Genomic DNA, 16373 nt, shown 5'->3' with positions numbered 1-16373 from the left:
TGCATTTATCTTTAAATTACGGAACACCTAATTACGTGCACCAAAATGCCGCCTAAAACAAATTATTAATCTGTAGCCGTATTTTAGGACGTGACATTTATGAGAAGCGCCTTCCAAATATTAATATTGACATTTATAACAACTTCTTGCCAACCGCAAGAACTAAATGTAAGAAGTCAAAATGTTGAGATTAATATCCCGGGAAGACCCGGTCCTTGGTTAAAATATGACAATAAATTCTATTGCTATTTCGAAACGGACAATGACAGATTTAGTTCTGCATCAAATCATCACTTTTACATACTTAACGAAAACGGCAAAATCGAAAACCAAATTGAAGTTCCAAGAAAACTACAGAAAACTTATTACGACCTTTATTTGAAAAATGACACCATTTTTACGACAGAATATTATGACCACAACACCTATTACCTTGACAAGCCCCGCAAAACTTGGATAGAAACTAATAAAGGAATTGACCTTTATTTTGAGGATAAAAATTATTCTGTTTATTCTCTCGATTTTGGAGAATGGGGTGGAGTTACTTGGTTTGAAAACAAGCAGACTAATAATCAATTTGAGATTGGAGCAACAACACCAGTGGTGAACAAATTAAAAGAATCGTACTATTTAACTACAAGAAATTCAGTCCTGAAAATTGATAATCCGGAAATGTTAGATAAAAGCAACGAACCTTACATCTATCAAAAAGCAGTACTTGAAGAAAGATTTCATAGAAATGGCAATTACTCTACAAATGGTGCTGAAATAATATTTGAATACGAGGATAAGGACTTTTTCAATCCAACTTTTTCGATAGCAACTTCATTCATTTCCAATGACAAACTCTACCATTTATACAAAGACAGTGTTTCTACCAAGATTGGGGTTGTCGAAAACAAAAAGTTAGTTCCTATTTACGAATTTGAATCTAAAATCAGTCCATTCCGATGGTATTACGACACAAGAAACCCAGTTCAAAACAACAACTTTCAGTCAATTCAATTTCGAACGGCCAAAGATCCTAAGTATGGAATCATAGAAATTAACAGAAAAAATATTAAAGTAACCTATTTCAATAATACATATAAAGAACCCGAATTTGGAGAGGAAAAAATGAATATGTGGTTTGAAAATACTTTTGAAAAGTATTATTCAGACTTTAGTTCATTGTCTTTAGAACAAATTGACAAAATTGAGCTTGAGATGTCTGCAACAGACATTACCCAAAAGCACAAAATATCAACTTATCGCCTGGATGGTCGAGATGTTGGGACACCTAGAATATACCGAAAAAGCGAAAATGAAAATTTGAGACTTATAACGATGTATTACTATTCGGAAAATGACAAGAAAATTCATTTAGTAAATTTTGAGTGGATAAAAAACAGAAACCAAAATCAAAGTATTTCTGACGTTATTTATTCAATGTCCAGTAAAGAGAAAACAGAAACTATTTACAAACAAAAAATTGATTGGATTTCAGAGTATCTGAAAGAAAAATTAGGAGAACCGAACGACTATAAAACCGACAAAAATGTAATTGAACTTCAATGGACTAAAGGAGATATAACAGTTGTTTTGGAATACAGGAAAAGACATGTCGAACTAACAATTTATAACGAATAATAAACTGCGTACAACAACGCCTATAACCCATTGCTTCCAATCACTTGTACTAATTTCCTATCTTAGGTTTTTATAAATCATCCCAAGTCTGGCCTGGGCTTTAAAAGCAACGGGACGTACCCTTGACGTTGTACCACATTATAAACCCACCCATATGAAAAGAATATGTACAGTTTTTTTAGTAATAATAATTTGTTCGCATTCTTATGGACAAAAACCAAGAGCAAGAGATTTAGGGGTTCCATTTGTTGGTACAACAGGAGAATTCAATGCTATTACAGATGTTGAAGGTGTTGAAGTAGGATATAGCACTATAATTTCTGGAGAGGGGGAAAATATTATTGGCAAGGGACCTATAAGAACTGGAGTTACTGCCATATTTCCGAGAGGCAAGGCTAAAAAGTTTAGTCCAGTTTACGCCAATTGGTACAGTCTTAATGGAAATGGAGAAATGACGGGTACAACTTGGGTTACCGAATCAGGATTTTTAGAAACACCAATTATGATAACCAATACCAATAGTGTTGGAGTTGTTCGAGACGCAGTATTGAAATGGTATGTAGATACGGATTGGTATAGTGGAGAAGATTGGTGGTACACCTATCCAGTAGTAGCTGAAACTTATGATGGATTCCTCAATGACATTTATGGTTTTCACGTCAAAGAAGAAAATGTATTGGAAGCAATAAAAAATTCATCGAGCGGAAAAATTTTAGAAGGAAATGTTGGTGGAGGAACAGGAATGATGTGCTTGGGCTTTAAGGGAGGAACAGGAACGTCTTCAAGAGTTTTTAAAATTAAGGATTCAACATATACAGTTGGCGCAATTGTCCAATCCAATTTTGGAGCTAAAAGAAACCTATCAATCGCAGGTGCTCCGGTCGGTATTGAATTAAAAGACACTTTAAATTATATATTCAATGCGCCACCGAAATCAAGGAGAAAAGAAGGCGATGGTTCTATTATAGTAATAGTCGCGACAGATGTACCTCTTTTGCCACACCAGTTAAAAAGAATTGCCCAAAGAATTCCATTAGGTGTTGGCATTGTGGGCGGAAGAGGAAGTAATGGTTCTGGTGATATTTTTTTAGCCTTCTCAACTGCCAATGAAAATGCATTTAATCGAGATGAAACTGCAACAGTTGAATCAATGCCTAATGATCAACTAATGCCGGTTTTTGAAGCAACCGTTCAGGCCGTTGAGGAGGCGATTATCAATGCGATGGTAGCTGCTGAAACCATGGAAGGAATCAATGGAAATAAAGCGTACGCCTTGCCTCACGATTTACTCATAAAGACATTAAAAAAGTATAATAAGATCAAAGAATAATCTGGTACGACAATGTATATAGCGCATTGAAACGCGTCATATACCAAACGTTAGGCGCAATGTAACAAAGCCACGACCGCTTCGTCTTCCATAAACAAACCAATTATTAAAACCTAATACTAGAAAATTCATTGGAACGAAAAGAAACGTGGAAAACAATCTTTCTGTTTCTTGCCATCGTCATTCTTATTACATCACCTTTCCATTATGCCATAGTAAATTTATATCCTTCACGAATCTATGTTGGCGCTATCATGTGGTGTCCTGCAATTGCTACAATTTTTACCTTAAAAATAAAAGGGCGTAAAATTTCATCACTAAATTGGAATTGGGGGGATTGGAAATATATTCGATTGTCTTATTTCATTCCTGCATTTTACGGTATAACAACTTAAATATTAATTTGGATTTTCGGATTTGGAAGTTTAGTCAATGGAGAAGCACTGACAAATTGGGGAAAAGAACTTGGTTTGTTTGGAATAGGTACATTAGATCCAACAGCAATAACAATAATAGCAATTATCTTATTGGGTACTATAGAAGTGATAAGAGCCTCTGCAACAACTTTGGGAGAAGAAATTGGGTGGCGAGGTTTTTTTATCTATGAATTGAGAAAGGTTCTTTCATTTACCGGTGTATCAATTTTTAGCGGATTTATTTGGGCTGCTTGGCATTGGCCACTGCTTGTTTATTATAGTAATAATATGCTATTGGAATTTATAACATTCTTTACAGTAATTATCTCTATGTCATTCATTATGAGCTACTATACTTTTAAATCTAAAAGTCTATGGCCAGCAGTAATTTTTCACGCAGTAAGCAATGTGTATATTCAAAAAATATTACCACCTCTAACAATGAAAACCGAAGGACCCGAACATTGGCTTGGCGAAAACGGAATTATGTTTGCAATTGTAACTTCTGTTTTTGGAATTTACTTTTGGAGAAAAGCGATCAAAGAAAAATTATAAATAAAACACAGCGCCTAACAACGTAACTCATCTTATACAAACACGTCGTAGGCGAGCTAAAAAAAATGACTGCGAAAGACAAACAGAGGGAATTCATCAAGGCCGTCCTCAAACCGAAGCTAAAGGAATGGGGCTATCAGACTTCTGGACAAACCTGGTGGCAAGATAAAGGAGAATTTTTCAATGTGATTAACCTTCAGAATTATTCATGGAACTCAATAGACAGTTTAAACTTTCGGTTTAACATCGGAATAGCATTAAAGGCAACATTGAAGGACGAGAAAAAGATGAAAGCAACTTACAATGACCTGACTGTGCACCTTGACGAAGGAGCTTTTCTACCAGACAGAAAGCAACGAAAATTTGGAGACAATCAAGGTTACTCCATCACTGACAATACCAACTTGGACGAATTCAACGATTCTTTAGTTTTTGATCTTGAAGAATATATATTGACCGAGCTTGACAAGCCCAAAACAATTCATGACTGCATCGAATTCTACGGAAAATTCACATTTTGGGGTGAACATCTAAAGAGACAAATAAAGGAACTTGGAATAACTGAGGAAAAATAAGAAAAGCCTGCCTACAAAATGTAGACTCACTTGCTAGCAGATTTCCCTGCCGGAAAATCCTGCAATCGATTATCGGGAATACAACGAGACAATGCCCGTTCTAAAAATCGCAACTAATCATACGTAGACGGTTGGCAAGTATATTAATAACCACCTTTAAATATGGAAAATCAAATTAATTCTGAAATCCGTTATGTCGGCATCCTATGAAGTCTTTTTTGATCAATATATCTCATAATAGGTCGTCTATTGCCAATTGTATCATTAATCATAAGTCTTGGAAGCTATTACAATGCTCTCAGTGTTATAGATGAACAACTATATGTGTTTAAGACGATCCGCGGAACGCCTTTATATCTATTTAAAGTTGGTGCATTATTTCAGATGCGTATTTTAATAATCTATTTTCAACAAGGATGTAACAAAGGGGGTATTGTATCTCCTATGTATGCTATTGTCACCTTATTAATAATGATTAGCTCTTTTATATCGGCATTTCTAGGAGTTGTATTCTTCGCAGTATTTGCCATTGCGTGCTTCTAGGCTCCATTATTTTTAGGAATATTTTACATTAAAGATTCTTCGACCAAGTCGAAATTCAATTCCTGACCAAATGAAAATAGCAGAAAAAATTCACTCGCCAACTACGTTTATATTTATTGCTATGGCAAGTGCCTGATTGTAAAATTCCTACGGAATTTTATCGGGTCCGTGTTTGTTTATTACATTAGTGCTTAGCCACGCAACTAATTATACACAAACCGTCAGACCGCCGTTAGAAACAAAATAACATGAAACTGAATATTCAACGTTTGAAAAGGATAACAATAATCTTTATAGCATTTGGAATATTTTCTCGTAATTCAAACAAGGATATTAATAATGGAGATAAGACAGGAAGTTATAGCGGTGTTTTCAGTCACGGAAATTTTTTAGATCAGATAAGCTTTGAAATTGAGCAAGATTCAACCAGTTTCAAGGTTTTCTTCACAAGTTTAGAACAAAATGCCCATCGAATTCCATTTCAAAATGTTGAAATAAAGGGAGATTCAATAAATTTTAAGTTACAAAGCGATTTTTACACTTACTCTTTCAGAAACAAATGGATTGAAAATAACAACAAACTTCAGGGAGCTCTCACTGTAGACTCAATTACAGTTCCTTACACTTTAGAAAAGGAGTTGCCAAGTAACGACCAATACCCCAAAAATGAAGATGTTAGTTTTGAATCCAATGAATTAAAAATAAATGGAACTATTTGGTATCCAAAGCATGAAGGAAATAAGGCAATAGTAATTCTGACTTCATCTGGTAATGCAGACCGAAGTGCCTCAAGAGCAGAGGTTAAGCTATTTGCACAAAGGGGATATACAACATTTCATTATGACAAAAGAGGAACTGGAAATTCGGAAGGCGATTGGCAAATAGCAACGATTGAAGAACTTGTGATGGATGATATCCATGCAATCAAGTTCTTTTCTGAAAGGACAGGTATTTCTCTTACGAACATTGGAATTAAAGGTAGTAGCCAAGGTGCTACTAAAATACCGTATGTCTTAAATGAATTGGAAAGTCTGGAATATGGTGTTGCCGTAAGTTGTCCCGGAGTTTCATTGCTCGAAAGCGATTTAAATTATTGGAAAAATAGAAATGCAGAAATAATCGAAAATGATATTGAAGCCGCTACCAAATTTCAACGAAAGGTTTTTGAATTTATAGCAGGTAAACTATCTAGAACAGATGTAGAAAAGGCTATAGATAATGCAAAATCTTATTCGTGGTTTGCCAATGTATGGGTGCCAAATCTGGATGAAGTGCAAATAGATAAAAAACTTTGCTACAGTCCCATTCCTTACTTTCAAAGAACAAAGCAACCAATCTTAATTCTGCAAGGAACGAGGGATGAAATAATACCTGTGAATAGTCATGCAATCATTTCAGAGGCACTAGCAAAATCAAGTAATGATAATTATAAAACCGTGTTATTGGAAGGAGCCTCTCATTCAATGTATAAAATTGAAGAAAACGATTTTCCTTATTGGTCTAAATTGCATCCTGATTATTTGGGAACGATAGAAGATTGGATAAATACTGTTTTTGACAAAGAATATACAAAATAAGCGATATAGTAGTAAATTTAAGAGTTGTAGCCCGCTTCAAATTCGTAACAGTTTGACAAGTTGGAAGCCAGCAATCACCTACTATGAACAGAATCAGCGTTGTAACACATTTAGAATAAGTTTAACGACAGTTCAAATGTCTTCTATAAATCCGACCCAAGACGGTATCATCTTTCAAATAAATATTTATTTTAGAACAGGTTCAAAATCATATGGCAAATGAATTTAATTGCGAAAAAAATTAGTGAAACTAGAAAGATTCAGGGCTTAACCCAAGAAGAATTAGCTGAAAAGTCTCAAATAAACTTGAGGACAATTCAAAGGATCGAGAATAACAAAAATGAACCCCGAGGCAAAACACTAATTCTCATTTGTGAAGTTTTGCAAATAGATATTAGAAAAGTATTAGCTCACGCCAATGCCCAGAATAAAATGAATGTTGGGACAAAAATCGCAAACGGACTTTTTCTTGTTGCCCTAAACTTGGTATTAATGGGAATAATAGGGTATTTGACATTGGACTCAGGGGCTAACATAAACAGTGAATTCGGTGGATTATTATTAAGTATTTTCCTTCCATTTTTCATAGTAGCTTCGACTCCCAAAATGAGCGGATTGGAGCGCATGCTGAAATTTGGCTTTGGATATATCTCATATTTCATCTTAGTCATGATATCGCAAGGTTTTCAACTTGGATTTGAAACTGGCTTGTTTCCCTGCCTCTTGATAAGTCTATCTGTACTTTATTTTGGTTCTAGATTGATAAATCGGGAATAAAACGTTTTACCACAAAACCTTTAATCCATTGCGGCGGAATTTCCACCTTAAAATTCCAACAATCAATTATCTTTAACGTCAGGCGGACATTTTCCTTTGGAAGAGTCCACAACGAATCATTCCCGTCCGTTGCGGGCAAGTAAACAGAAACTTCATAAGTAAATGGAAAATGTCAAAATATACATTGATTACGTAGCAACAATAATTGAAGCTATTGGCGTTTTAACTATTTTTTTAGGTTCGATTTATTCAATTGGAAAATTTATACTTTTAATAAAAAGCAAAGAACCTATTAGTTATGTAGAACTTAGACAAGCAGTCGGAAAGTCAATACTTTTAGGTCTAGAAATATTAATTGCAGCAGATATAATTGCGACCGTAGTAACCGAGCCCTCGTTAAAATCAGTTTCAATTTTGGGTTTAATAGTCATCATTAGAACTTTTTTAAGTCTATCATTACAGGTTGAATTAGAAGGAAAATTTCCTTGGCAGAAAAAGGACAAAATAAATGTTTAAGAACCTAGTTTCCGAATCAGGAATTGCAATACACATTACTGTAATAGTTGCACTTACAGTTTTAATTGCATTTACTTTTAATTATATAACCAATAGGTACATTAAGAAAAATACCGCTACAAAACATTTAGATCCAACAAGTTTTCTTTTTGCTAAGAAATTTATAATTGCAGTAATCTATATTGTTGGAATTTCATTTGCGTTAGTGCAAATTCCTGAATTAAAAATAATAGGTCATTCTCTACTAGCCGGTGCAGGAATTTTATCATTAGTAGCAGGTTTAGCTTCACAACAAGCATTAAGTAATATTATGAGTGGCTTCTTAATCGTGCTTTTTAAACCTTTTAGAATAAATGATAGAATTACTTTTAATAATTACACAGGAACAGTTGAAGAAATAAATTTAAGACAAGTCGTTCTTAAAGACTTAGAAAATAATCGTGTAATAGTTCCCAATTCGGTAATAAGCTCACAAGTCATTGTTAACACCAATCTTAAGGATACTAGAGTATGTAAAAACATACAAATTGGAATAGGTTATAGTTCTGATATCGGAAAAGCACTTAAAATAATGGAAGAAGAAATATCAAAACATCCATTATTTATAGATATACGTAATGAGGAGGACAAAAATAATAATGTGCCACTAGTTACTTCAAGGGTTATTTCATTGGACGATTCATCTGTTTCTTTAAAAGCTTGGGCTTACGCGGAAAATAATTCCAATGGTTTCATTTTATATTGTGACACTATTAGAAGTATAAAAGAGAGGTTTGATAAAGAGGATATTGAAATTCCGTTTAAATATCAAAATGTGATTATCAAAAATGAAAAATAACCACGCACAACAGTGGCTATAAGTAATTGCCCGTTCTCGCCTACTTCTGAAAATCCGCAAGGATTTCCAGTTTGGTGTGTTTTTATAAAGTTAAGTGCTAAACCACGGGACTTCTACCAGCCGAACCCCTAGCTACAATTAAAACCAAAACGTGTTGTTCATTCAGCGATTTGTGTTAAGAAACTTCATGACGCAATCGTAATTTTGAAAAAAAATAAAATGGGCGCGACTATTATCCATTCAAAATCAATCACTGAAATTCGAGCTGTATTTGGCCTGGATAAGCCAACACACCCATTAATCACCATATTGGATACTCAGAAACTTGCGTATGGAGAGGAAACCGTAGGAAAACGTTTTTCTGCAGATTTATACTGCATTGCCCTAAAAGATGCAAGTTGCGGAATTGATTACGGGCGAAATTCCTATGATTTTGATGATGGTGTTTTAATTTTTACCGCACCAAAACAAGTGATTACCGTTAAAAAGCCGCAAGCATTAAACGAAATAAAGGGTTGGATGCTCTACTTTCATCCAGACCTTATCAGAAATACATCACTTGGTTCAAAAATTGACACTTACAACTTCTTTAATTATGAGGTTCACGAAGCCTTGCATCTTTCAGAAAACGAACAAAATACCCTCAATCAAATCGTTCAGCTGATACAAGATGAAATTAAAGAGCGTATTGACAACCATAGCCAGCACGTGTTGGTTTCAAATATTGAATTATTGCTCAATTACAGTAAACGATTTTACGAAAGGCAATTCAATACGCGTGCAGCAAGTAACATTGATGTTGTCTCAAAGGTGGAGGTGTTACTGAAAGAGTACTATTCAGAAAATCAGCTTATACAAAAAGGACAGCCAAGCATTCAGTATTTAGCGGAACATTGTCATTTATCGCCCAGCTATTTGAGTGACCTCCTTACCAAGGAAACAGGGCGTTCCGCAAAAGACCATATTAATGACTTTTTGGTGGACAAGGCAAAGCATTTGCTACTCAGCTCCACCGATTCCGTTAGCGGAATTGCCTATACGTTAGGTTTTAATTACCCTCACTATTTCGGGAGGTTGTTCAAACAAAAAACAGGGAAAACACCCCAAGAATTCAGGCAACTCAATTAGCAGCAATGAAGCCTAAACAGCTCCATTTTTTGTTTCTGCGATTTGTGTTTAACCTTCCACTTTTCGTGTTAATGGGTCTTTTAAATTGAACTGATATTTGTTTCATCAACTCATTAAAAACAAAAAAGATGAAACATAAAATTTTAGTTACGGGAGCAAGCGGAGCTTTTGGAAGTTTAGCGTGTATCCAATTAGCGGAAAATGGCCATCAGGTCGTGGGCACTATGCGTTCCCTTAAAGGAAAAAATGAATCCATCGCCAATGAATTAAAATCTAAAGGTGTCGTATTGGTTGAAATGGACGTAACCCAGGAGGAAAGCGTCGAAACAGGTATAAAATCTGCCATCGAAACAATGGGAGGTTTGGATACTGTATTCAACAATGCAGGAATCGGAGCAAATGGCATCCTTGAATGTTTTACACCTGATGATATTCAAAGAATGTTTGACGTAAATGTCTTTGGCGTGCAACGACTCATGAGAGCGGTACTACCTCATTTGAGACAACAGGGCAAAGGAACTATCATTCATACTTCAAGCTGCATAGGCAGGGTAACAACACCTTTTTTAGCTTCTTACTCGGCTTCAAAATATGCATTGGAATCTTTGGCAGAAGGATACCGGGCAGAACTTTCAGGCTTTGGAATAGAATCATGCATTGTAGAGCCTGGCGGGTTCCCAACAGGTTTTATGGGCGGAATGATACCACCAAGCGATACAGAACGAATGAATCAGTACGGCGAAATGGCAAGCCTTCCTGAAACCTCTATAAATGGCTATGTGGCTTATCTCGAATCCATACCGGAACAACGACCTGAACGAGTGGCAGAAGCAATTGTCAATTTGGTAAACACCCCTTTTGGCGAAAAACCATTTAGAACGGTGGTTGATTTTTCTGGTCTAAAAGAAACCATCGAGAATTACAACAAAGCATTGAACGAAACCACCAAGACCATCTACACGGCCAACGGTGTGGACAATCTACTAACACTAAACAAAGATTAAAATGAGCAAGACGATATTAATAACAGGAGCAAGCAGCGGAATTGGCAAAGCCACAGCCATTCATTTTCAAAAACAAGGATGGAACGTAATAGCCACCATGCGAACTCCCGAAAAAGAAACCGAACTCAATGAGCTAGAGAATGTACAATTGGAAAAATTGGATGTTCTCGATTTAGAATCCATAGACCATGCTATTAATAATGGTATTTCAAGATTTGGAAGAATAGACGCAATTGTCAACAATGCAGGCTATGGAGCTTATGGACCTTTGGAATCATTCCCTAGAGAAAACATCATAAAGCAATTCAATACTAACGTTATTGGTTTAATGGACGTAACCAAAGCCATTATCCCACATTTCAGAGCAAATAAAGATGGAGTTATTGTCAATATATCGTCAATAGGCGGACAAATGACTTTTGCATTAGGTTCGCTCTATCACGGAACCAAATTTGCAGTTGAAGGTATTTCCGAATCATTGCATTACGAAATGGCAGCAATTGGGGTAAAAGTGAAGATTGTGGAACCTGGGTTTATTGCAACGGATTTTGGTGGTCGTTCCTTTGATTTTCAAGCTGGAGAAATTGAAGAATACAAACCCCTCATCAATGCCTTAATGCAACAATGGCAGAATCCTAATAACACCGTTACACCACCAAGTTTGGTTGCAGAAGTTATTTTTAAAGCAGTAACCGATGATAGTGAACAACTAAGATATAGAGCAGGTGATGACGCAAACTTCTTACTAGACAGTAGAAAAAAGATGACAGATGATGAATTTTTCAAAATGATGAACAGCCAATTAGGGAACTAAAAAGGGTAGCAAACACGGTGTATATTTAATTGTGGTCGAAAATTCAACTGGTCAATTTCCTGCAATAAATTATCTTTAAGGTCAGACGGACATTTTCCGTTGGAAAAGTCTGCAACTAATCATATACGAACCGCTGTATATAATTTTGATGAAAATGAAATATTTTGATGACAAAGTAGAGCATAAAAGGTAAAATATTATTCTTTTTAGTTAGAATATTTCTAAACCTATATTTCAATTCAAAAAATGCTATCACCAAAAAACCAGAGAAACATTTCGCGAATCATTCCTTTTGGATTAATCTGGTTTGTTTTTGGTTTGGTCTATGCGCTTATCGAGAAAGGAATACTTGGTGAACTAGATTACCACCCCTCAACAGGCATCCCATATGAGTTTGAAATTAGCTTGTTATTCAGTCTGTCTTTTGCTGCTGTAGGTCTATTTATAGGAGCTATTGAAATACTCTATTTAAATAATCAATTCATAAATAAAAGTTTCGGGCAAAAGATATTGTACAAAACACTAATATATGTCTTGATGAACTTCACTTTCACTGTGATTGCTTTTTCATCTGGTACCGCCCTGGAGCTTCAGAAAAACCTTTTTGACCCAATTGTTTGGGACAGGTTGGGTATATTTTTAACCAGTTTTGCCTATTTAAGTGTAGAAATTTACACAGCTCTTACACTTGGGGTATCCCTCTTCTACTTTGAAATAAGTGAAAACATCGGACAAGGGGTTCTGAAAAATTTTTTTACCGGAAAATATCATAGGCCAACCATAGAAGAGAGAATATTTATGTTTTTGGATATGAAATCTTCTACCACCATAGCTGAGAAGCTTGGTCATGTCAAGTATTTCGAAATGCTTAGCGAATATTATTCAGATTTATCTGAATCTGTAATTAAATACTCAGGAGAAATATATCAGTATGTTGGAGATGAAATTATTGTGTCATGGACATTGGATAACGGAATACGAAGGAACAATTGCATACAATGCTATTCTGACATGAAAAAAAACCTCAAAAATCAAGCTGAAAAGTACCATAAAAAATTTGACCTAGTGCCGACATTCAAAGTAGGGTTTCATCTGGGAGAGGTCACCACAGGGGAAATTGGAGTTATAAAAAAAGACATTATTTTCACAGGGGACGTGCTCAACACGACTGCTCGAATTCAGGGACTTTGTAACGATTATAAGGTCGATTTATTAATTTCAGCTGATTTGATAAAAAAGTTAGATCTTAATTCTGATAGTCAGATTAAATCATTAGGGAAAAATGAATTGAGAGGAAGAAAGGAGAGTATGGAATTGTTTACCATTCTTTCGTGATAAAATAAGCGTTATTTTTTGAATCAGAAAATCCAGAATAAATACAATAAGATATAAAACGAATTTGAACAAAGGTATATAGCGCATTGAAATGCGTCATATACAGGCCGGTTGTAACACATGTACAAAAATCAAAACTAGACTTAAATTGTTGAATTTTTTTACGTTATAAATAGTGTCAAATGCAACAGAAAGTGGACATTAAGAATTTCATATCAAACCTTCCGGAATTTCTGAAAACGGAGCAAAACTTAGCACCGTGGGAATTGACAATTAATCTGAAAAAAATCATTGAGAAAATACTTCCCTTACTCGGAACGGAATTTAAGGTTTCTGACGGAATAGCAATCCATAAATCTGTAATTGTAGAAAAAGGAGTTACATTTAAAAAACCCTTTATAGCAATGGAAAATTGTCGCATCGGAGCAAACGCATATTTTAGAGAAGGAGTATTCTTAGATAAATCCGTGAATATTGGACCAAGTTCTGAGATTAAAAGCAGCATAATTTGTGCGGAAACGGCCATTGCACATTTAAACTATATAGGGAATAGTATAATTGGACAAAAAGTTAATTTCGAAGGAGGTTCAATAGCAGCGAACCATTACAATGAAAGAGCGGACAAAAGGATTCTAGTAAAATACAACAATACCGTAATCGATACCGGAGTCGAAAAATTCGGAGCGTTGGTCGGTGATAGTTCGAGAATAGGTGCGAATGCAGTTTTGTCCCCAGGAACAATTCTTGAAAAAAAGTCGATTGTGAAACGATTGGAATTAATTGAGCAACTATAACGGAAAAAAACTGGCTACAACAACACCTATAACAAATAGGGCATAAAGTGATATATTAAAAGTAATGGCTTCATAAAAACTTCGAAAATGTGAACCGACTAGAGAACGTAATAAAAAACGTGGCCTAACGATTTAAAACCGCAATTTACTCGTAGTCGCCCGTGCCATGGTACCGGCCAGAGATTTTGCCACCCTGTGTGAACTTTCGAGTACCCTCGTTTAATCGTTTTAGTCTAGGTATTCTGACCTTACCGGCTATAGAAGCGATATACGTTGGAGGACAGTATATCAATGCTCCTGTACTTACTATTTAAAACTTCCCTGCCAGATTATATCATCCTGTGCGGATCATTCTATATCAATAAATATTGGGTTTGAGTAGAACCATAATTCATCCCACGGACTTTCTCCTCTTTCATCTTCTTGAGGTTCGAGTTCCTTACTATTGGTACCTCTGATACGGATATAGCTTGCTTTATCCAGCTCCGAAATCGTGTATGTTATCTCCCTATACGCACCATTGACCGCCCAATCAGACGCGGTAAAGCGTGCCATAACCTTTGTGGTAGGATTGTTGTCACCATTTCGATCGTTAACCGGCCCTCTTACTTCTCCCATAATCAAATCAACACGGGCAACTTCAGGGTTTTGTTGCCATGAATTCAAGGTGTCGGGGTCTTTAAAACGAATGGTAACCGTTACATCTTCGCCCTTGGCCACATGAATTGTACCCCCGATATCAGCCGTATGATGGCCTCCTTCTGCCCTAACATAGAGCTCTGAGATCAAATCTCCCAGCGTTACAAAAACGCGGCCATTTCGAATGCCATCCATAATATCGTCGTGCGTTTTATGGGCAAAAACATAGGTTTTGGAATATTCGCCCGGCCAGAAATCGCTTCCGCCTTCGCGCCAGTTCACATGGGAGTCGGAGTTGGCGGTGATCCACCAATGGCGACCTTCGCCCAACATGGAATCCCAAAATCCGCCTACTTTAGCAGTCATCTGATCAAAACCTCCCATAGTAGGAAATTGGCCATATCCGCCCCGGGAACGTTCCCGAAAAGTACGGTCAGGATTTAAGGTAGCCGCTTGGTGACCCGGTGCTCCGGCCATACCTACGGCAATGTCAGGGGCCGTATCATTCCAGTCCCGAAGTTCGGCAGGATCATCTTTTCCATACACGCCCAAATCTGATGCGGATCGGGAAGGGTGATTGGCAATAACCACCGGTTTTGTGATCATTTTATCCATAAAGGCCAATGCTTCAAGCATTCTTGGTTCGGTATCCCAAGTGGAATCAGACGGATAAGGTTCTCTTTTATTGAATTGAGATTCTATGCTGTGTAAGTGGGTAGATTCATCGTGCGAATGCGGTATAATTAAACTGGAGTGATCGGCGCCGGGAGTATCAAATTCCATCCCATAAAATTGAATCACCTCGGGCACCACTTTTCTGGAATACACCAATTCGGGATACGCCATTTCCAGGTTAACTTTACTGTGATTTGGGCCACCATGATCGGTAGTGACCATCCACGAAAGTCCATAATACTTGGCATTTAAGGCATTCATGGGAGTTGGATAAATGGCATCGCCTCCTTTAATAGGGGCAGGGGGATTTTCCTTTCGATCCCAGCCTACACTATATCTGGAATGAATATGATGATCTCCTGCCAACCATGTACGGTCGGAATTATCCTGTGCTAAAGCTGGATGCTGAAATACAAGCATCAGAAACAGAAGGGATTGAAAAACAAAGGATGATTGAAACGGAGTTGAGAAAAGGAGACGCATAGGATGGACAGGTTAACCTTGAATTTAAATTAGGCCATAAAGATAGTATTTTGTGGAGAGAGATATTTTATTAAACCATTATCCCCTTAAGATCATAGTGTGAACGGATACCGATACCATTGAAAGACCGTGTGTACTTCTTTGCTGCTGAAAGTATACAATGATCTGATTTCTAACCGATACGCGCACGAAGCCAGGAATTTTGACATCATCGACAATTCGAATGGCTTTTAGGTATTAAAAAGTAAAAACAAAATGCAAAGGCTTTGGCCAAGGACTAACAGGAAAGGTAGGTGCCCATGGCTATGATGAAAGCATTGGATAATGTCGAAAGAAGGATATGGTTTCAAACGAAATAGAAGTAAAATTTTGTTACGCCGATGTAAAGGGTTCAAAAATAGTTGTATTAGCGACGGTACATCATCTTGAAAAACCTATACCTTTTAAGCGGAAAAATAAAAAGAAGGAAGAACAGCGTGTATTGAAACATCACTAGTTAACAACTCTCCAAATGTTTTTCAAATAAACAATGGCAAGAAGAAAGTTGAAAAAGCAATAATGATGTATTCCAAATAATGAAACGGACACAAGGAACGACAAGTACACGTATGCTGGAAGAAGAAAACGAAACGTTGGCAAACATTTAAATGCACTAAGGATGCCACAGCATGTAAGAACGGTACAAGCCGTCAAAGCCTTATTAAAAGATACGTATGCCACAAAAATTAGAATGGGAGAATCTATC

Annotated in this window: 14 protein-coding genes; 13 read left to right on the top strand and 1 reads right to left on the bottom strand. The window is 36.4% G+C overall.

Features of this window, described 5'->3' with window-relative positions; all coding sequences use genetic code 11:
* Window positions 1-126: 126 nt before the first annotated feature.
* The 13 genes from F2B13_RS10805 (at window position 127) to F2B13_RS10745 (ending at window position 13831) form a co-directional block, all read left to right on the top strand.
* Window positions 127-1629: a hypothetical protein gene (locus tag F2B13_RS10805; protein ID WP_149304115.1), complete on the top strand. Its 1503-nt coding sequence runs from the start codon at window positions 127-129 to the stop codon at window positions 1627-1629.
* Between the two features lie 154 nt (window positions 1630-1783).
* Entirely contained in the window at window positions 1784-2959 is a 1176-nt protein-coding gene (locus F2B13_RS10800) for a DmpA family aminopeptidase (protein WP_149304114.1), read from the top strand.
* Window positions 2960-3429: 470 nt separating this feature from the next.
* Window positions 3430-3930, top strand: a complete 501-nt coding sequence (locus tag F2B13_RS10795) for a CPBP family intramembrane glutamic endopeptidase (RefSeq protein WP_232622948.1) — start codon at window positions 3430-3432, stop codon at window positions 3928-3930.
* A 65-nt stretch (window positions 3931-3995) separates the two neighbouring features.
* On the top strand, window positions 3996-4505 hold the full coding sequence (locus tag F2B13_RS10790) for a DUF4304 domain-containing protein (protein ID WP_149275079.1): 510 nt from the start codon (window positions 3996-3998) through the stop codon (window positions 4503-4505).
* 791 nt (window positions 4506-5296) lie between these two features.
* Window positions 5297-6625 (top strand): alpha/beta hydrolase family protein, encoded by a 1329-nt coding sequence (locus F2B13_RS10785; RefSeq protein WP_232622947.1) that lies wholly within the window; start codon window positions 5297-5299, stop codon window positions 6623-6625.
* A 219-nt stretch (window positions 6626-6844) separates the two neighbouring features.
* A complete protein-coding gene (locus F2B13_RS10780; protein ID WP_149275078.1) occupies window positions 6845-7402 on the top strand; it encodes a helix-turn-helix domain-containing protein in 558 nt (185 codons plus the stop codon).
* Between the two features lie 162 nt (window positions 7403-7564).
* A complete protein-coding gene (locus F2B13_RS10775; protein ID WP_149275077.1) occupies window positions 7565-7918 on the top strand; it encodes a DUF1622 domain-containing protein in 354 nt (117 codons plus the stop codon).
* A complete protein-coding gene (locus F2B13_RS10770) occupies window positions 7911-8756 on the top strand; it encodes a mechanosensitive ion channel family protein (protein WP_149275076.1) in 846 nt (281 codons plus the stop codon). The genes F2B13_RS10775 and F2B13_RS10770 overlap by 8 nt, the downstream gene beginning before the upstream one ends.
* 219 nt (window positions 8757-8975) lie before the next feature.
* A complete protein-coding gene (locus F2B13_RS10765; protein ID WP_149275075.1) occupies window positions 8976-9884 on the top strand; it encodes a helix-turn-helix domain-containing protein in 909 nt (302 codons plus the stop codon).
* A 128-nt stretch (window positions 9885-10012) separates the two neighbouring features.
* Entirely contained in the window at window positions 10013-10888 is an 876-nt protein-coding gene (locus F2B13_RS10760) for an SDR family oxidoreductase (protein WP_149275074.1), read from the top strand.
* A 1-nt stretch (window position 10889) separates the two neighbouring features.
* On the top strand, window positions 10890-11702 hold the full coding sequence (locus tag F2B13_RS10755) for an SDR family oxidoreductase (protein ID WP_149304113.1): 813 nt from the start codon (window positions 10890-10892) through the stop codon (window positions 11700-11702).
* 246 nt (window positions 11703-11948) lie between these two features.
* The gene (locus F2B13_RS10750; protein ID WP_149275072.1) at window positions 11949-13037 is read left to right on the top strand and encodes an adenylate/guanylate cyclase domain-containing protein; all 1089 of its coding nucleotides are present in this window, start codon (window positions 11949-11951) and stop codon (window positions 13035-13037) included.
* A gap of 182 nt (window positions 13038-13219) precedes the next feature.
* On the top strand, window positions 13220-13831 hold the full coding sequence (locus F2B13_RS10745; protein WP_149275071.1) for an LbetaH domain-containing protein: 612 nt from the start codon (window positions 13220-13222) through the stop codon (window positions 13829-13831).
* Window positions 13832-14179: 348 nt separating this feature from the next.
* Here the strand turns inward: F2B13_RS10745 and F2B13_RS10740 are convergent, their stop codons facing one another.
* The gene (locus F2B13_RS10740) at window positions 14180-15628 is read right to left on the bottom strand and encodes a CehA/McbA family metallohydrolase domain-containing protein (protein ID WP_149275070.1); all 1449 of its coding nucleotides are present in this window, start codon (window positions 15626-15628) and stop codon (window positions 14180-14182) included.
* Between the last annotated feature and the right edge of the window lie 745 nt (window positions 15629-16373).

This window comes from Pareuzebyella sediminis, from assembly GCF_008367235.1.
In the GTDB taxonomy this organism is placed as follows: Bacteria; Bacteroidota; Bacteroidia; order Flavobacteriales; family Flavobacteriaceae; genus Pareuzebyella; species Pareuzebyella sediminis.
This window is presented reverse-complemented; position numbering and strand designations above follow the sequence as displayed.